We start from the raw sequence: 19,492 nt of genomic DNA, 5'->3' as shown, positions 1-19,492 counted from the left end.
CGCATTTCAATGCGTCTAAAATCATCCAAATCAATTCTGATAATAAATCGCCAAACGTTAAGTAGACGCATTGAAATGCGTCTCTACGAAAATTAAAACGTGTATATTTTCTCGGGCGTCACACAATAATCCAATTTCACATCGGATTCAAAAACATCAACAATCTCATTTTCGGCTTCAAAAAAAGAAAGCCCAATTTTTATAGTTTCTGGTCGGCATTCTGATAAAAATTTATCATAAAAACCTTTTCCGTAACCTACACGATTTCCATGAATATCAAATGCTAAAAGCGGCACAAAAACAACATCAATATTTGAACTCTGAACTTGAAGTCCGTTTACGGGTTCCGGAATATTGAATTCGTTTTTTTTGATTTTAGTATTATCGGTCAATAAAAAATGAGTCATTGTTCGTGTTTCAAAATCACTTTTCGAAATCACGATTTCTTTATCTTTTCCAGAAAGCAAATGCAATACAAACTCAGTATCAACTTCTTTATGTTCAACAATTGGAAGAAAAACATGAAAATACGTTTTATCCCAAATTGGCAACTGAATTAAATTATTGGCTACAGCCAAACTCTTTTCTTCAATCTCCTCTTCAGAAAGCTGTTTTCTCAAGTTCTTATAATGCAGTCTTAATTCTTTTTTATTCATCGTCATGTACCGGACTGTTTTTAGATAAATGATAAATTGCATCACCTTCGTAGACAATTGGCGAATGATTTGCGTTGATTACAAAACCATCGTGCGGCGCTTTTACTTTCTGTTCAAATTTTCCAAACGGATCTGTAATAATCGCCAAGATTGTTCCTTTCGTTACGAATCTTCCAACCAAATTAAAATCATGCAGCAAGCCAGAACATTTAGCTCGGAGCCAAAAAGAATATTTAATATAAATTGAAGGAACCGGCGCTGCTTCGACAAGTTGTTTTGAGTCTAACATGCCTAGATAATTCAACAATCGTTTTACACCAAGAACACCTTCGTTGGCAATATCATTATTGATGTCCAAAGATTTCCCCCCCTCAAAAAGAAGCATTTTTACATTTGCTTTTTCAGATGTATTTCTAAACGAACCGCTAATATTTTTTGAGTACAACGTAAAAGGTGCATTAAAAACATCAGCCAAAACTTTCAGTTCAGGATTATTTTCTGTGATTCTGATTTGAGGTGCGTTAAATCGGCTTGCACCACCGGCATGAAAATCGACAGCGAAATCTAAAATTGGTAAAATTTCCTCAACAATATGATAAGCAAATCGGCTTGCGAGCGAACCTTTTTTGCTTCCCGGAAAAACTCGGTTTAAATCGCGTCCATCAGGAAACTCGCGCGACTTGTTTACAAAACCGTACATGTTGATAATTGGAATACAAATTATAGTACCGCGGGCAGGTTTATTGATTTTTTTGCTGATAATCTGCCGTACAATTTCAACACCATTTATTTCATCACCATGAATTCCTGCCGAGAATAAAACAACAGGGCCGTCAATCTTGGAACGGCGCACAATTACCGGAATATTCAGTTTTGTAGTGGTATGCAATCTTGCGATTTCGACATTAATTGTCCTGCTTTCGCCAGGCAAAATTGTTTCATCGAAGATAACCAAAGGCTTACTATTTTTCATAAAGAATTATAAAAGCTAAATATAGAAATTATTCTTTTGATTTTGTAAATTTGAAACTAAATCGATGCTTTGGTTTTTTCGAGAAATCGAAATGATTCTTGAAAACGCCAAGCTACTCTCTTCACAAATAAAAAAGAATGCAAAAACCGTCCTTAGATCTTCAAATTCTAACCCTGCCAGACAATCCTGGCGTTTATCAGTATTATGATAAAGACGGAAAAATTTTATATGTTGGAAAAGCAAAAAACTTAAAAAAACGAGTTTCTTCTTATTTCAACAAAATTCATGACACGGCTAAAACAAATGTTTTGGTCAAAAAAATTGTTACGATAAAACACATCGTCGTTCCTACTGAAACCGATGCGCTTTTATTAGAAAACAATTTAATCAAAACGTTGCAACCGCGCTATAACGTATTGCTTCGTGACGACAAAAGCTACCCTTGGATTTGTATTAAAAAAGAACCTTTTTCGAGAATATTTCCAACAAGGAGAATGGTCAAAGACGGTTCTGAATATTTTGGTCCGTATACCAATTTCAAGACCGTTCATACTATTTTAGAATTGATTAAGGAACTTTATCCACTGCGAACCTGCAATTACGATTTAAGTCAATCAAATATCGATTCCGGAAAATTCAAAGTTTGTCTGGAGTATCATATTGGCAATTGCAAAGGTCCATGCGAAGGTTTGGAACCATTAGAAGAATATCAAAAACAGGTCGATGCAATCCGTGAAATTCTAAAAGGGAATTTTAAAGAAAGTATGAAGGACTTCAAGCGTTTGATGGTCAAATATGCTGAAGATTTACGTTTTGAAGAAGCTCAGAAAATCAAAGAAAAAATTGAAGTTCTGGAGAATTATCAATCAAGATCAACAATTGTAAATCCGAAGATTACCAATATTGACGTTTTCTCTATTGTATCTGACGAAAGTGCGGCGTATGTGAATTTTTTACAGATTTCTCACGGTTCGATTATTCGTTCGCACACTTTGGAAATGAAGAAAAAGTTGGACGAAACCGATGAAGAGTTATTAGAATTGGCGATTGTCGAACTTCGTGAACGTTTCCAATTATTGTCAAAAGAAATTATTGTTCCGTTTGAGATTGATTTGGGCGAAAACATCAAAACAACCGTTCCGCAACTCGGCGATAAAAAACAGATTCTGGATTTATCGATTCGAAATGCAAAATTCTACCGAATCGAACAATTGAAACAACTTCAAATTGTAGATCCAGACCGACATACAAACCGAATCATGGCGCAAATGCAAAAAGATTTGCGACTGCCGGTTGAACCACGGCATATTGAATGTTTTGACAACTCGAACATTCAAGGAACAAATCCTGTGGCGGCTTGTGTCGTTTTTAAAGACGGAAAACCGAGCAAAAAAGATTACCGCCATTTTAATGTAAAAACGGTTGAAGGTCCAGATGATTTTGCTTCGATGACCGAAATTGTTGGTCGACGTTATAAAAGATTATTGGAAGAAAATGAACCTCTACCACAATTAATAATTATTGACGGAGGAAAAGGACAATTGTCGGCCGCTTTAAAAAGCATTGATGAATTAGGCTTGCGTGGAAAAATCGCCATAATTGGAATTGCAAAACGTCTGGAAGAGCTTTTTTATCCCGGCGATTCGATTCCGTTATATTTAGACAAAAAATCAGAAACGTTAAAAGTGATTCAGCAATTGCGAAATGAAGCACACCGATTCGGGATCACATTTCACCGCGACAAACGAAGCAAAGCAGCACTTAATTCGTCAGTAGAAAATATTCCGGGCATTGGCGAAAAAACAATGTTGGCTTTGATTCAGCATTTCAAAAGTGTTAAAAGATTAAAATTAGCATCAGAAAAAGAAATATCGGACGTTATAGGAGTTTCAAAAGCCAAAAAAATTGTCGACTTTTACAAAACAAACCCATAAATTTTTATGCGCCCAAACAAACTCATTGCACTCAATAAGTTAAATGGATTTTTCTCAAATTCTATTTGGGGCGCAGCAATCCTACTTTTCACTCTTTTACTTCTTCCCGAAAAATCATTTTCGCAGGAACAAAAACAGGACAGCGTAAAAAGACCAAAAATTGGATTGGTTTTAAGTGGCGGTGGAGCGAAAGGTTTTGCTCACATTGGTGTTTTGAAAGTATTGGAAGAAGCTGGAATCAAGATCGACTATATTGGCGGAACCAGTATGGGAGCCGTAATCGGCGGACTTTATGCGTCTGGCTATAACGCCTCACAAATTGATTCTATTTTCAAAAAAACAAATTTCGACGAACTGATAAACGATTATATTCCGCGTTCTTCCAAAAACTTTTATGGCAAAAAAAATGATGAATTATACGCCATTACTTTGCCTTTCAGCAACTTTAAAATTGGAATTCCCGAGGCGCTTTCAAAAGGAATGTACAATTATAATCTTTTAAGCAGTCTGACGAGAAATGTGCGTCATATTCGTGATTTCAATAAACTCCCAACTCCGTTTTTATGTATTGGAACCAATATTGAAACTGGCGAAGAAGTTTTGCTGAATAAAGGAAATCTTGTTCAGGCAATGATGGGAAGCGCTGCTTTTCCGTCGTTATTTACTCCCGTTGAAATTGACGGAAACTTAATTGTTGATGGCGGCGTTGTAAACAATTATCCGATAAAAGAAGTTCGCAATCTTGGTGCCGATATTATTATTGGTGTTGACGTTCAGGATGATTTAATGAATCGAAAAAAACTGAAAAACGCCACAAGAATATTAGTTCAGATTACTAATCTTCAGTCGATTGAAAAAATGAAAAGCAAAGTAAAAGACACGGATATTTATATCAAACCAGATATTCGTGATTTTGGTGTAATTTCATTTGACAAAGGCGAAGAAATAGTCAGAAAAGGCGAAGAAGCTACTTTTGCTGTTTACGAAAGAATAAAATCGTTGGTTACAGAAGAAACTTTTTATAAAAAACCGAAGCTGAAAATCAGTTCAGATACTTTAGAAATAGAAAAAATCAACGTTGACAAATTAGACAATTATACAAAAGAATACATCAACGGTAAGCTTCGTTTCAAACCGGGAAGCACGATTACCTATCATGATTTAAAAACCGGAATGAATAATTTAAATGCTACCCAAAACTTTAGCACCATTTCATATTGTTTACAGCCAAATGGCGATCATGACGATCTAGATCTTGTTTTGAAAGAAAACCCAACACAGACTTACCTAAAACTTGGACTGCATTATGACGGCTTATATAAAAGTGGTATTTTATTGAACTTGACGCATAAAAAAACATTTCTAAAAAATGACGTCACTTCTTTTGATGTTATTTTGGGTGATAATTTTAGATATGACTTCAATTATTATGTAGAAAACGGATTTAATATCAGTTTCGGATTTCGCTCTAGACTTAATCAATTCAATCGAAATGTAACTACAAGCATAAGCAAGCTCCAAGTATCAGATCCAAATGTGAACCTTATTAACGTTGACTTTTTTGACGTTACTAATCAGGCCTATTTCCAAACCATTTTTGTTCAGAAATTTTTAATGGGGGGTGGTTTTGAATATAAATATTTAAAAATCGATTCGCCGACTTTTACAAATGAAGCAAACATAATTGATAAGAGTAATTATTTCAGTGTTTTTGGATACTTGAAATACGATTCATTCGACAATAAAAGTTTTCCACGTTCCGGATTGTATTTCTCAAGTGATGTTCAAACTTATTTAGCATCTTCAGATTACAATAATACTTTCAAGCCTTTTTCAATGGCAAAAGCTGAAATTGCATTTGCCAAAACATTGTTTAGAAGAGCAACAATTAAAGTTGGCGCCGATGCAGGATTTAACATCGGCAGCGACAGCGTTCCTTATTTCGACTATATTTTGGGTGGTTACGGATACAGCAAAATCAATAATTTCAATTATTTCTATGGTTATGATTTCTTGAGTATTGCCGGAAACAGCTATATAAAAACTGATATTACGCTGGATTACGAAATCATCAAAAAAAACCACATCAATTTTTCAGCAAACTTTGCCAATCTTGGCGATGACATTTTCAGCACAGTCGATTGGATTTCGATGCCAAAATACACTGGCTACGCGTTAGGATATGGACTAGAAACCATTATTGGGCCAATTGAAATCAAACAATCATGGTCGCCAGAAATGTCAAAAAGCTTTACCTGGTTTAGTATTGGTTTCTTGTTTTAGACTTTTATTGAAGAATACTGCAATAAAATCGTACTATTTTTTTGCTATCTAAAAATTATATCAAAAAAATTAAAATATTTTATAGTTATAAATAATATAATTTTTAATTTTACTCGGAAAAAATTACGACATTTGTTATAATGAAAACAAATTGGACAGGTTTATTAGAGTATCTTCAATTCCTAATCAAGAGAAATCCTGAATAATGGCCCTATCGAATTGAAATAATTGGTCATTTTAGAGATTGATCCAATTAGCTCTTCAATTCACATTTTCTAATTATCTAATTCACAAATTATCTAATTGAAAAAGCCATGCCATTATATCATAAACTTGGAAATTTTCCTCAAAAAAGACACACCCAGTTCGAAAAACCAAATGGAGGTTTTTATTACGAACAATTATTTGGAACCGAAGGTTTTCACGGACATTCTTCTTTGTCGTACCACGTTCACCGTCCAACACAGGTAAAAGAAATTTTAAACTCATATTCGGTTGAGCCAAAAATTGCAATCGGAAAAAACATAAAATCTTTGCTTTTTAAAGGTTTCGAATTGAAGCCTGAAAATGATTTTCTGGACAGCCGAAAAGCAATGTTAGTCAACAAAGACTGTATTATTGGTTTGGCTGCGCCGAAAGAATCACTTCGAAATTATTTCTACAAAAATGCCGATGCCGATGAAATGCTTTTCATCCACAAAGGAAAAGGAAAATTAAGAACCATGTTAGGAAATATTCCGTTTGAATATGGTGATTACTTAATTATTCCAAGAGGCATTATTTACCAAATAGAATTTGAAACTACAGAAAACAGATTGTTTTACGTAGAATCATACTCTCCATTTTATACACCAAAACGATATAAAAACCAATCCGGTCAGCATTTAGAACATTCTCCATTTTGCGAGCGTGATTTTATTTTGCCAAACGAATTGGAAACACACGACGAAAAAGGAGATTTTTTAATTAAAATCAAAAAAGAAGGCATGATTCACGAAGTGGTTTATGCGACTCATCCTTTTGATGTTGTGGGTTGGGACGGATATAATTTCCCATACGGATTTTCAATTCATAATTTCGAACCTATAACGGGGCGTGTTCATCAACCTCCTCCGGTACATCAAACTTTTGAAACGGCAGCTTTTGTCGTTTGTTCATTCTGTCCAAGACTTTACGATTATCACCCGAAAGCAATTCCGGCACCATACAACCACAGCAATATAGATTCTGACGAAGTTCTTTATTACGTTGATGGCGATTTTATGAGCCGAAATAATATTGAGCAAGGACACATCACTTTACACCCAAAAGGAATTCCACATGGTCCAGCACCAGGTGCAATGGAACGCAGTATTGGCCATAAAGAAACTCAAGAATTAGCCGTTATGGTTGATACTTTCAGGCCATTAATGGTAACGGAAGAAGCTATGGGACTGGATGATGGGAAATATTACAAATCTTGGACGGAGTAACTAGTCGAATTTAACCGCAAAGTTCGCAAAGGATTTTTCGCAAAGTTCACAAAGTTTTTAAGAGAGTTTTATCAAACCAAGTCCACAAAGCTTTGCGTTCTTAGCGATTTACAAAATCTTTCTCAAAAAAGCCTTTGCGCTCTTTGCGGTAAAAAAAACTTAAACACAACATTTCGGAAAATCAATTAAACGATTAGCCGATTAAACAAATAAACATCATGTCAAAAGAAGTTAAATCAGTAGAATACGGATTAGAGAAAATCTTTGAAGGAGCACAGGATTTCCTTCCATTATTAGGAACAGATTATGTAGAGTTTTATGTAGGCAATGCAAAACAATCTGCACATTATTATAAAACAGCTTTCGGATATCAATCATTGGCTTACGCCGGATTAGAAACTGGAGTAAAAGACAAAGCGTCTTATGTATTGAAGCAAGACAAAATCAGAATTGTTTTGACAACGCCTTTAACAGCAGATTCTCCAATCAACGAACATTTGAAAAAACATGGTGACGGAGTAAAAGTTGCAGCACTTTGGGTTGAAGATGCTACAAAATCTTACGAAGAAACTATGAAACGCGGTGCGCGTTCTTTCATGGAACCAACTGTTGAGGAAGATGAATTTGGGCAAGTTATCCGTTCTGGAATTTACACGTACGGTGAAACAGTTCATATTTTTGTAGAAAGAAAAAACTACAATGGTGTTTTCTTGCCAGGTTACAAAGAATGGAAATCAGACTACAATCCAGAACCAACAGGATTAAAATATATCGATCACATGGTTGGAAATGTGGGTTGGAATGAAATGAATACTTGGGTAAAATTCTACGAAGAAGTTATGGGATTTGTGAATTTCCTATCTTTTGATGACAAACAAATCACGACGGAATATTCTGCATTGATGAGTAAAGTAATGTCAAACGGAAATGGAAGAATCAAATTCCCAATCAATGAACCAGCCGAAGGAAAGAAAAAATCACAAATTGAAGAATATTTAGACTTCTATGGCGGACCTGGAATTCAGCACATTGCCATTGCGACAGATGATATTATCAAAACCGTATCTCAGTTAAGAGCACGCGGTGTTGAATTTTTATCTGCTCCTCCTCATACATATTATGAAGCAATCCCTGAAAGATTGGGCGTTCACATGGGTATGATGAAAGAAGACATTAATGAAATTGAAAAATTAGCCATCATGGTAGATGCCGATGAAGATGGCTACCTTTTACAGATATTTACCAAGCCAGTTCAGGACAGACCTACCCTTTTCTTCGAAATTATTCAGAGAATGGGTGCAAAAGGATTCGGTGCAGGTAACTTTAAAGCCCTTTTTGAGTCTATTGAAAGAGAGCAAGAATTGAGAGGAACACTATAAAAATGCAACATTTTTACATTATACAGAAGAATTCTCTGTAAAATGATGGTTTTTATGCAAATGTTATGTTAAACTTGCCTTTTGCTATTTCTTTTTTGAACTTTCTATCTATCTTTGCACTCGCAAAACAAAAGGGGTGGTTTCCTTTTGGATTGATATAAATTTCATAATTTATAGTTTTTTGGTTAGTTAATAGCATAAAAACTCAGTCATTACTTGACTGAGTTTTTTTGTTTTGGTACATTTGGAATAGAATTTGCATTTATCCTCATAAATAATTGTAAAACAGCACTATGAAAAAATTTATCCTCACTATATTCATCCTCACAGCCTTTAGTTTTGATACACAAAAAGAAGATGCTTTCGATACGGGAGAGTTTTTTAAATTCAGAATTCACTACGGAATCATAAACGCCGGATACGCTACACTTGAGATTAAAGACGCAACAATAAACAACAAAAAAGTATTTCATGCGGTGGGTAAAGGTTACACAACCGGTATGTCAAAGTTTTTCTTTAAAGTTGAAGATTTATACGAAAGTTATTTTGATAAAGAAACCGGAAGTCCTTATCGCTATGTGAGAAAAATTGATGAAGGCGGCTATACCAAAAATCAGGAAGGTTTTTTTAATCAAAATGAAAATCGTGTTTTGGTCAAAGACTATAAACGAAAAACTGAAAAAACCATCATTACCAGTGACAATATACAAGATATTGTTTCCTCATTTTATTACTTAAGAAATCATCCGAACATTGACAAACTAAAAACCGGTGAAGCCATAATAATTGACATGTTTTTTGATGATGAAATCACAAAATTTAAGTTAAAATATGTAGGCCGTCAAGATATTACAACTAAATTTGGCACCGTTTCTACAATGGTCTTTAAACCATTGGTTCAAAAAGGAAGGGTTTTTAAAGAAGAAGAAAGCCTAACACTTTGGATTACAGACGACGACAACAAAGTTCCTATTCGAATTAAAGCAGATCTTGCCGTGGGATCACTCAAAGCAGATCTTGATGAATATAAAGGATTAAAAAATCCATTTAAAGCAAAAAAATAATGAACCTTACTGATCAATCAGAATCAATTTTAAAAGAAATTGATCAAAAATTCCAAGCTATAAATCAAAAAACTGATGTTCAGTTAGAAGGATTGCTTTGGTCAAAACCAATCACTTATTGGGATTACATTCAAACAGATGCCCTATTAAATTTACAAATACAACGCACTACACTTCCTGATGAAATGGTATTTATTATGTATCATCAAGTCAACGAATTAATCTTCAAAATGATTTTGTGGGAAATCAATCAAATTGCCGACGAACAAAACATTCAGGTAGATTTTTTCAGCGAAAGACTTTCAAGAGTGACACGTTATTTTGACATGCTGACAAACTCCTTCAGCATTATGGAAAATGGAATGGAAGTAGATCAATACATGAAATTCAGAAATACTTTAACTCCAGCAAGTGGTTTTCAAAGCGCACAATATAGAATGATCGAATTTGCATCAACTGATGTTATCAATTTAACAGACAGAAGATATAAAGTAAACTTTGACGAAAACACAGATTTGGAAACCAGTTTTGAACATTTGTACTGGCAAGCTGCTGGAAAAGATTATCATACTGGCGAAAAATCATACTTGTTGAACGAGTTTGAAAAGAAATATAAAGACCAGTTTTTAAGACAGATGTCATCGTTTAAAACGAAAAACATTTGGCAAAAATTTACTCAACTTCCTGTTGAAGATCAGCAAAACACAGAGTTGATTGACGCTATGCGCCATTATGACAAAACTGTAAATATTACTTGGGTAATGCAGCATTTGAATACTGCGAGAAAATATATTTTAGAAAGTGGAAAAGGCAACGGAGAAGCGACCGGAGGAAGTGACTGGCAAAAATATATGCATCCAAAATACCAAAGACGCATCTTTTTTCCTAAATTGTGGACCGAAGAAGAATTGTCAAATTGGGGAAATGAATAAACCACTATAATTTCCCAAAAAAAATAGAAGTTTGAAAAAAGCAGTTGTAATTATAATCCTTTTATTCTCAGTATTTTCATGTAATAAAACGGATGAAAAAGTTGAAACTAAAATCACAAAACCAAAAACTAAAAAGGTAGAGTTTGGATTTAATTACGCAGACTTTAATGTTGTAAACGATACCATTTCAAAAGGAGATTCGTTTGGATCTATTTTTCAGAGTCAAAATATTGGCGACAAAAAAGTACACGATATTGTTGAACAGGTAAAAGATTCTTTTAACGTTAGATCTATCCGATACAACAAACCTTATACTTTGCTTCGTGCAAAAAATAAAACTAATAATCTTGAGGTTTTTATTTATCAGCCTGACGCTTTGACGTATTATGTCATAGATTTAAGAGACAGTATTGCAAAAGCGTATAAAAAAATAAAACCAGTTACTTTAAAACGCAAAATTATTGGAGGCGTTTTAAAAAGCTCACTTTCTGAAACTTTAGGAAATGAAAGTGTAGAAACAGCTCTTGCCAGTAGAATCACTAAAGTTTTTTCTTGGTCGATCGACTTCTTCAAGCTTAAAAAAGGAGATCGCTACGGATTAATTTTCACAGAAAGATTCATCAACGGAAAAACGTATGACGGCGTTGAAGAACTCGAAGCTGCCTTTTTTGAATATAAAGGAAAAATCGTTTATGCCTTTCCATTCGAAAAAGACACCCTTTCTGGAAAAGTAGAATATTATGACGATCAAGGAAGAACACTTAAAAATTTCTTCTTAAAAACACCTATTAAATTCAGCCGCATTACTTCTAGATTTACAATGAATAGGTTTCATCCGGTGCAACATACTTGGAAAGCGCACAAAGGAACCGATTATGCGGCACCAACCGGAACTCCAATTTCTACAACAGCATCTGGAGTTGTTGAAACGACAGGATATACTGCCGGAAACGGAAACTTTGTAAAAGTGAAACACAACGGAACCTACTCTACTCAATATTTACATATGTCAAAAATCTTGGTGCGCCATGGACAGCGCGTTACGCAAGGTCAGACAATTGGTTTGGTTGGAAGTACAGGTTTAGCTTCGGGGCCACACGTTTGTTATCGTTTCTGGAAAAACGGCGTTCAGGTAGATGCTCTTCGATTAAATTTACCAACTGGCGAATCTTTAACCGGAAATGACAAAACTCGTTTTACAAAACAAATTGAACCTTTGAAAAGAGAATTGGATAGCATTGGGAATTTGTAAATCACCTATTTTTACAATTCTTTAAATCAAAAAGTCATGAAAAATTCGCGTTTAAAAGCCATGTATCATGAAACCTTTTCTGGTTTAAAACTATTTTACAGAGACACTGACTTGCCGGAGAATTTAATTTCGAATTACAAAGTCGGACAAATAATTCAAGAAAAAGGATTCACTGATATGAGTTCTATTGGTGGAGGACTTTCAGGGAATTTCAGATATTTGATTGCGAGTGCTCATCCAAAAGATCTATCAAAATTCAATCCTGATTCGGCAAAAATCGGTCATTTTCTTTTAGACACGATTGCCTATTTTAAAGTTTTGGATATTTATAAAATTGGCGACAAAACCCAAGTTTTCCTTTTAAATATTCCCGATAATTCGCTAACTCTTTTTAAAAATTCATCTTCAAATCTGGAAGAAGAAATTATTGAAAAAGCGCGAAAAAAATTCGCAAATAAAATCAATATTGCTTTAATTCCCGAATTACAAACCGAAGATTGGAAAGAAAGAACAAAATCTCCACTTGGAATGGCTGACAATGGCGAATTCTTTTTTGATGATTCGAAAATTAAAACCGAACCTTTAAAAAGAATCGAAATTGACAATGAAAAGAAAACTATCGAAGTCAATAAAAAACCTTGGTGGAAGATTTGGTAAAAAACTATATTCAAAAAGTCCTAGCGCAAAACCTTACTCGTTCATGAAAAAATCCTTACTGATACTTTTAGCACTTTTCATAATAGGATGTTCCGATCCGAAGGTTTTTATTTTAAGCGACCAAAAAGAAAACAGATACTTTGTCCAAAAATTAGTTGACAATGCCTTCGAAAAGAATTTGATTGGAAATTCTCCTTTGATAGTAATAAATGGAATTCCCTTCAAATACAATAAAAAACAAGACACGATTTTACTGCCACTTAAAAAAATCTGACATCATTAGCTTAGATTTTTTAAACCAAAACAGCAGTCGTATAATTTATAACGAAAAAGAAAATGATGGCGCAATCATCATAACGTCAAAAATTCAAAAGTAAAATACATAAAACGTTTTCGTAACTTATTGTTATATAATCGTGAACCGCTAAGCTTTTAAAAGTTATTTCAGTATTTTTGTGTTTCTAAAAAAAAAACAAACCACATAATAAAATACAAATGGCTTTAAACACAACAAACCCAACTGGGACTGAGGCGTGGAAAAATCTGCAAAACCACTATAATGCAATTCACGAAACTACGATACAAGAATTATTTCAGCAGGATAATACTCGTGCTGAGAAATTCAACTTACAATGGAACGACTTTTTAGTTGATTATTCTAAAAACAATATCAGTCAGGAAACTGTTTCTCTTTTATTAGAATTAGCGAATTCAATTGGATTAAAAAATGCCATTGCTGATTACTTTGGAGGAGAATTAATCAACAAAACAGAAAACCGTGCTGTTCTTCATACCGCTTTACGTGCTCCAGAATCAGCAGTGATTAAAGTTGACGGAGAAAATGTAATTCCGGAAGTTTATGAAGTAAAAAATAAAATCAAAAACTTTACAGAAGAAGTAATTTCTGGACAAAGAAAAGGATACACTGGAAAAGCATTTACAGATGTTGTAAATATCGGAATTGGAGGTTCAGATCTTGGGCCGGTTATGGCAGTTGAAGCTTTACAATTTTACAAAAATCACCTGAACTTACATTTCGTTTCAAACGTTGACGGCGATCACGTAAATGAAGTAATCAAAAAATTAAATCCTGAAACTACTTTATTTGTAATTGTTTCTAAAACTTTTACAACTCAGGAAACACTTTCGAATTCAGAAACTATTAAAGAATGGTTTTTGCAATCGGCAACACAAGAAGATATTGCAAAACACTTTGCAGCCGTTTCAACAAATATTCAAAAAGTAACAGAATTCGGAATTAATCCAGACAACGTTTTCCCAATGTGGGACTGGGTTGGAGGAAGATTTTCTCTTTGGAGCGCCGTTGGTTTAAGTATCGCTTTAGCAATTGGTTTTGAGAATTATAACCAATTATTAGTTGGAGCTCATGATATGGACGAGCATTTCAAATCGGCAGAATTTGACGAAAACATTCCGGTAATTTTAGCTTTATTAAGCGTTTGGTACAATAATTTTTACGGTGCCGAAAGTGAAGCTTTGATTCCGTATACACAATATTTGTCAAAATTAGCTCCTTACTTGCAGCAAGCAACTATGGAAAGCAATGGAAAAAGTGTTGGTCGTGACGGAAAACCTGTAAACTACCAAACCGGGACTATTATTTGGGGAGAGCCAGGAACAAACTCGCAACATGCTTTTTTCCAGTTGATTCACCAAGGAACAAAGAGAATTCCAACTGATTTTATTGGATTTATAAAACCACTTTACGGAAACGAAGATCACCACGATAAATTAATGTCAAACTTTTTTGCACAGACTGAAGCTTTAATGAACGGAAAAACTCCGGCGCAAGTTCAAGCTGAATTTGACAAACAAGGACTTTCTGCAGAAAAAGCTTCTTATTTATTGCCTTTCAAAGTATTTACAGGAAACAAGCCAACAAATACTATTTTGATTGAAAAATTAACTCCAAAAAGTTTAGGTTCGCTAATTGCATTATACGAACACAAAATTTTCGTTCAAGGTATTATCTGGAATATTTTCAGTTTTGATCAATGGGGAGTTGAATTAGGAAAACAATTGGCAAATTCAATTTTGGATGAAATTAATTCTAAAACTGTGAAAACACATGATAGCTCAACTACATTTTTATTAAATCACTTTTTGAGAAATAAATAATTCACATTTTTATAACATTCTGAAACGCCTTAATTTAATAAAAATTAAGGCGTTTTTTCGTATAAAATGCATTCAAAATCATAAAGAAAGACATCTATTTGCAAGTTTTGAGCTACAACACTAATCAAATTATTATCATTTTAACAAAAAACAATAGTTGAAATTTAAAAAATCATTATTTAATTTAACGAAAAAAGAAAAAATCATTTTAATGCGCAGCATAAACCGTAAAACTAATTTTTCTTAACACTTTGATAACATTATCTGATTTTATTGTTATAATTTTGCCAAAAACAATAAACTAAATAACAAATGAAGAAAATGAAAAATTGGTTACTTACTGGACTATTTTTTATGATAGTTTCAACCGTATTTTCTCAAGGAAAAGTGACTGGTACAATTACCGACGGAACAGGCGGTTCATTGCCAGGAGCAAACGTAGCGATCAAAGGATCATCTACAGCTACTTCAACAGATTTTGATGGTAAATTTACCCTCAATTCAACAACTGGGTCAGGAGAGATTGTTATCTCTTTCATTGGTTTTGACAACAAAACTGTAAAATTTACAGTATCAAATGGCTCAACTACAAACTTAGGTGAGATTGTTTTAACATCAAACTCAAACGAATTAAGCGAAATTGTAGTAAAAAGCAGTGTAATTGACGTTGCAAAAGACAGAAAAACTCCGGTTGCTGTGTCTACAATTAAAGCAGCTGAAATTCAAGAAAAACTTGGATCTCAAGAGTTTCCAGAAATCTTAAAAAGTACTCCATCTGTTTACGCTTCAAAAGCAGGAGGTGGATACGGAGATTCTAGAATTGCGATTCGTGGTTTTGATCAAAAAAACATTGCTGTTATGGTTAACGGGGTGCCAATCAACGATATGGAAAACAGTGCTGTTTTCTGGAGTAACTGGGCTGGTATCTCTGATGTAACTTCTGCAATGCAAGTACAAAGAGGTTTAGGAGCATCTAAATTAGCTATTTCTTCTGTTGGGGGAACAATCAACATTGTTACAAAATCTTCTGACGTTAAAGAAGGAGGAAATATTTCTTCTAGCTTTGGTAACAACAACTACTTAAAAGCACAAGCTTCTTACAGTACAGGTTTAATGAAAAACGGACTTTCTGCTTCTGTTTTATTCAGTAGAACAACTGGAGATGGTTATGTTGACGGAACAAAATTTGAAGGATACAACTACTTCATGGCTTTTGGATACAAAATCAACGACAAACATAGTTTAGAATTCACATTTACAGGAGCGCCTCAATGGCACGATCAAAGATCTACTTCTCCACTTTTAAGTGATTTCTTAAAATTCGGAAGTGATGGTTCAAAACCAAACATCAAATACAACTCTGATTGGGGTATGAGAAATGGTGAAGAATACAACTTAAAAACAAACTACTACCACAAACCTGTTATGTCTCTTAACTGGGATTACAACATCAATGAGACTACAAAATTATCTACCGTTGTTTACGCTTCTTGGGGACGTGGTGGAGGAACTACTTCTACAGGTGGTATCAAAGGTCAAAACCCTTATACTGTGCCAACTGCTACTACTCCTAACAACCTAAGAGATGCTAATGGTTTAATCAATTTTGATTTAATCCAAAATTGGAACTCTGGTCTACCAACCGCAATTGGAACAAGAACACAAACGAATGGTCAATACCAAAATACTTCAAGTTCTAGTGGTAATGGCGCTGGTCTTACTGAAATTGCTTCAGTTAATTCACACAACTGGTATGGAACTGTTATCAATTTAGATAAAAAACTTTCTGAAACTTTAACTTGGGATTTCGGAGTTGAAGGAAGAATGTACAAAGGTATTCACTTCCAAAACTTAATTGATTTATTTGGAGCTACAAACTATAAAGATACTGCAAACATAAACAACAACCCTGCTTATTTCAGTACAACTTATGCGCCAAGACCAAACGGAAACCCGTTTGTAAGTACTGATTACCAAGAAAGAATCAACTACTGGAATGATAGTAAAGTCAACTACTATGGTGCATTTACACAATTAGAATATTCTAAAGATAGCTTTACAGCATTTATTCAAGGAGCAGTTTCTCAACAAGGATACAAAAGAATTGATCACTTTAAATATCTTACAACAGACCCACTTGCTGAAACAGATTTCAAAAACATCGTTGGTGGAGACGTTAAAGCAGGTGCAAACTACAACATTAACGAGCACCATAACGTGTACTTAAATACTGGTTTCTATTCTAAACAACCATTCTTTAATGCGGTTTTCCCTAACAACGCTTCTATCATTAACGATAACCTTGTTAACGAAAAAGTTAAAGCTGTTGAAGTTGGATACGGTTTCACATCTGGAATCTTCAATGCTAAATTTAACGGATACTACACTCAGTGGAACGACAGATTTACTATAGCTAATGATTCAGATGCAGCAGGAAATCCTGGTGGATACTACACTTTCTCAGGAGTAAATGAAACACATACTGGAGTTGAGCTTGAAATGACTGCAAGAGTACTTTCTAAATTGAGACTTAACGGTATGATCTCTCTTGGAGACTGGAAATATGATGGTAATGCAACTAGTAACCGTTTTGATGCATCTAACAACCCTGTAGCAGGTGGAACTGCACAAACATTATTCTTAGATGGAGTTAAAGTTGGAAACAACGCTCAAACTACAATAGCAGTTGGTGCTGCATACGAAATCTTAGACGGTTTGAATGTTGACGCTAACCTTAACTATGCTGAGAAATTATACGGAAACATTTCTCCAGTGAACTTCTTAAGCGCTACTAATAAAGGTGCATTAGAATTACCTGGTTTTGCAACTACTGATGCTGGTCTTTCTTATAAATTCAGATTTGGAACAGATAAAGCTCAAGCATTAAACTTCAGATTTAATGTAAACAACGTTTTCAACAAAACATACATCAATGAGGCTTTCACAAACATCTTCGCTAGTGATGTTAAGCCAGGAACAAATCCTGCTAAAACTTACGAAGAGTTAGGAGAAACTTATAAAGGTCTTGCTACTGCGAACAAAGTTTATTTCGGATACGGAACAACTTGGAACTTTACATTACGTTACGAATTCTAAAATTTAGAATCTTAATAAATAATAAAACGGCATTGACTTTTAGTTTAATGCCGTTTTTTTTATGGCCTTTTTTTCTATATTTGTTTTAAACAAAAAACACAATTATGTACCATTTTCTACAAAAATTTCACTCCGGCTGGGCTTACTTGGCATTATTGCTTCTCTTAGTGGCAGTTATAAATGCATTGGTAGGTCTAAATTCTAAAAAAGAGTTTACAGCTAAAGACCGCAAAATTTCGTTGTTTGCCTTAATTGGAACTCATACGCAATTATTGATTGGTTTAATCCTTTATTTTGTATCTCCGCTTGGAAAAGCTGCTTTCGGGCAAATGAGCAATGCAGAGCTTAGACTTACTTCACTTGAACACCCTCTTATTAATATTATCGCGATCACTTTAATAACTATTGGATGGTCTAAACATAAAAAATTAATTAATAGCGAAGCTAAGTTCAAAACTTTTGCTATTTTTTACGGATTAGGGTTATTACTGATCCTTAGCAGAATACCTTGGAACCTTTGGTTCCAATAAAAAGAAAGTCCTAATTTTGTAGGACTTTTTTTATAATGGCATATTATTTGTACAAACTCCCCAAGTCTGAAAAAAATAACCCATGAGAAACAAAAAAAACTTTATACTCACAATGCTTACAGCAGCCTTTATAAGTTGCTTTACTTATGTTATAAGCCAAACCAAGCCCGTTATTGAACCAAAAACTCAAGACACGCTTTCAAGACCTAACATAATCCCTTTACCAACTGACTCTGTCTTTACTGATAAAGGATTAAAATTAAAAACCTACAAAAAAAACGCTCATGCCTCCTACTATGCAGATCGTTTTAATGGTAAAAAAACCGCAGACGGAAGTCGTTTCAGCAATAGTAAATATACTGCAGCACATAAGAAACTCCCTTTCGGAACCCGAGTTAAAGTAACAAATGAAGCCAATGGAAAATTTGTAATTGTAAAAATTACGGATCGTGGACCTTTTGTAAAAACCCGCGAAATTGATCTTTCAAAACGCGCTTTCATGGAAATCACAAAAAACAAAGGTTCCGGTGCTATGAAAGTAACAATCGAGACTATTATCGAATAAACAAAAAATCCTGCTTGAAGCAGGATTTTTTGTTTAGACAAACTTTCGGATGCTCATTGCAATTCCGGTATGAATTCCTTCATGGTAATTATTGAAATCAAGCGCTCCGTGAATATCTTTTAGTGTAAAGCCTAAACTGGTGGTGTATTCATTATAAGAAACAAAAACGCCAGCTTCGAAATCTTTAATTGTTTGATCTAAAGTTATTGATAGCAATGTTCTAATTTCGTCAACTTCGGATTGTGAAACATTTCCTTCCGGTTTTGTGCCTTTACGGTATTTTGCAATAAATTCTTCAGAAACCATTACTGGTAAACCTGATAATTTATAAACTAAAACTTGTTGCGAAGCGACGCAATGCACAATATTCCAAATCAAATTATTACTAAATCCATCCGGAATTTTGTTTAATTGTTCTAATGAATGATTGTCTAAAATCTTCAAAAGAATTTCTCTAATGGTTTTTTGAACTTCAAAAACAGATTTCATAATTTTATTTTTTTTCTAAAATTAGGCAATTTTGAGCTTCAAATGGATTTTCTTTGCATGTCTAACAAAAT

General features: G+C 34.1%; 16 protein-coding genes. 13 read left to right on the top strand and 3 right to left on the bottom strand.

The window, feature by feature from the left end:
- Positions 1 to 92: 92 nt before the first annotated feature.
- Together FND99_RS05360 and FND99_RS05355 are read right to left on the bottom strand one after the other, a co-directional pair.
- On the bottom strand, positions 93 to 662 hold the full coding sequence (locus FND99_RS05360) for a 5-formyltetrahydrofolate cyclo-ligase (protein WP_144336951.1): 570 nt from the start codon (positions 660 to 662) through the stop codon (positions 93 to 95).
- The gene (locus FND99_RS05355; protein ID WP_144336950.1) at positions 649 to 1,629 is read right to left on the bottom strand and encodes a succinylglutamate desuccinylase/aspartoacylase family protein; all 981 of its coding nucleotides are present in this window, start codon (positions 1,627 to 1,629) and stop codon (positions 649 to 651) included. The genes FND99_RS05360 and FND99_RS05355 overlap by 14 nt, the downstream gene beginning before the upstream one ends.
- 137 nt (positions 1,630 to 1,766) lie before the next feature.
- On the opposite strand from FND99_RS05355, the gene uvrC reads away from it, so the two are divergent.
- From uvrC to FND99_RS05290, 13 genes are all read left to right on the top strand, one after another.
- Positions 1,767 to 3,563: an excinuclease ABC subunit UvrC gene (gene uvrC, locus FND99_RS05350; protein WP_144336949.1), complete on the top strand. Its 1,797-nt coding sequence runs from the start codon at positions 1,767 to 1,769 to the stop codon at positions 3,561 to 3,563.
- A 6-nt stretch (positions 3,564 to 3,569) separates the two neighbouring features.
- Entirely contained in the window at positions 3,570 to 5,846 is a 2,277-nt protein-coding gene (locus FND99_RS05345; protein WP_144336948.1) for a patatin-like phospholipase family protein, read from the top strand.
- Between the two features lie 314 nt (positions 5,847 to 6,160).
- On the top strand, positions 6,161 to 7,318 hold the full coding sequence (locus FND99_RS05340; protein WP_144336947.1) for a homogentisate 1,2-dioxygenase: 1,158 nt from the start codon (positions 6,161 to 6,163) through the stop codon (positions 7,316 to 7,318).
- 218 nt (positions 7,319 to 7,536) lie between these two features.
- Positions 7,537 to 8,697, top strand: a complete 1,161-nt coding sequence (gene hppD, locus FND99_RS05335) for a 4-hydroxyphenylpyruvate dioxygenase (protein ID WP_144336946.1) — start codon at positions 7,537 to 7,539, stop codon at positions 8,695 to 8,697.
- A gap of 293 nt (positions 8,698 to 8,990) precedes the next feature.
- A complete protein-coding gene (locus tag FND99_RS05330; RefSeq protein WP_144336945.1) occupies positions 8,991 to 9,761 on the top strand; it encodes a DUF3108 domain-containing protein in 771 nt (256 codons plus the stop codon).
- Positions 9,761 to 10,693, top strand: a complete 933-nt coding sequence (locus tag FND99_RS05325; protein WP_144336944.1) for a tryptophan 2,3-dioxygenase family protein — start codon at positions 9,761 to 9,763, stop codon at positions 10,691 to 10,693. Before FND99_RS05330 ends, FND99_RS05325 begins: the two co-directional genes overlap by 1 nt.
- Positions 10,694 to 10,724: 31 nt before the next feature.
- Positions 10,725 to 11,945 (top strand): peptidoglycan DD-metalloendopeptidase family protein, encoded by a 1,221-nt coding sequence (locus tag FND99_RS05320; protein ID WP_144336943.1) that lies wholly within the window; start codon positions 10,725 to 10,727, stop codon positions 11,943 to 11,945.
- 36 nt (positions 11,946 to 11,981) lie between these two features.
- Positions 11,982 to 12,602 carry a hypothetical protein gene (locus FND99_RS05315; RefSeq protein WP_144336942.1) on the top strand — a complete coding sequence of 207 codons (621 nt, stop codon included), beginning with the start codon at positions 11,982 to 11,984 and terminating at the stop codon, positions 12,600 to 12,602.
- Between the two features lie 43 nt (positions 12,603 to 12,645).
- Positions 12,646 to 12,876 (top strand): hypothetical protein, encoded by a 231-nt coding sequence (locus FND99_RS05310; RefSeq protein WP_246074176.1) that lies wholly within the window; start codon positions 12,646 to 12,648, stop codon positions 12,874 to 12,876.
- A 221-nt stretch (positions 12,877 to 13,097) separates the two neighbouring features.
- Positions 13,098 to 14,741: a glucose-6-phosphate isomerase gene (pgi, locus tag FND99_RS05305; RefSeq protein WP_144336941.1), complete on the top strand. Its 1,644-nt coding sequence runs from the start codon at positions 13,098 to 13,100 to the stop codon at positions 14,739 to 14,741.
- Between the two features lie 321 nt (positions 14,742 to 15,062).
- Positions 15,063 to 17,837 (top strand): TonB-dependent receptor, encoded by a 2,775-nt coding sequence (locus FND99_RS05300; protein WP_342777765.1) that lies wholly within the window; start codon positions 15,063 to 15,065, stop codon positions 17,835 to 17,837.
- Positions 17,838 to 17,941: 104 nt separating this feature from the next.
- Complete coding sequence (locus tag FND99_RS05295) at positions 17,942 to 18,367, top strand: hypothetical protein (RefSeq protein WP_144336939.1); 426 nt, start codon at positions 17,942 to 17,944, stop codon at positions 18,365 to 18,367.
- An 82-nt stretch (positions 18,368 to 18,449) separates the two neighbouring features.
- The gene (locus FND99_RS05290; RefSeq protein ID WP_144336938.1) at positions 18,450 to 18,932 is read left to right on the top strand and encodes a septal ring lytic transglycosylase RlpA family protein; all 483 of its coding nucleotides are present in this window, start codon (positions 18,450 to 18,452) and stop codon (positions 18,930 to 18,932) included.
- 33 nt (positions 18,933 to 18,965) lie between these two features.
- Here the strand turns inward: FND99_RS05290 and FND99_RS05285 are convergent, their stop codons facing one another.
- Entirely contained in the window at positions 18,966 to 19,421 is a 456-nt protein-coding gene (locus FND99_RS05285) for a DinB family protein (RefSeq protein ID WP_144336937.1), read from the bottom strand.
- Positions 19,422 to 19,492: the final 71 nt, after the last annotated feature.

Source organism: Flavobacterium daemonense, from assembly GCF_007341385.1.
Lineage (GTDB): Bacteria > Bacteroidota > Bacteroidia > Flavobacteriales > Flavobacteriaceae > Flavobacterium > Flavobacterium daemonense.
Note: the sequence above shows the minus strand (reverse complement) of the source record. Positions and strands in the feature narration are given on the sequence as shown.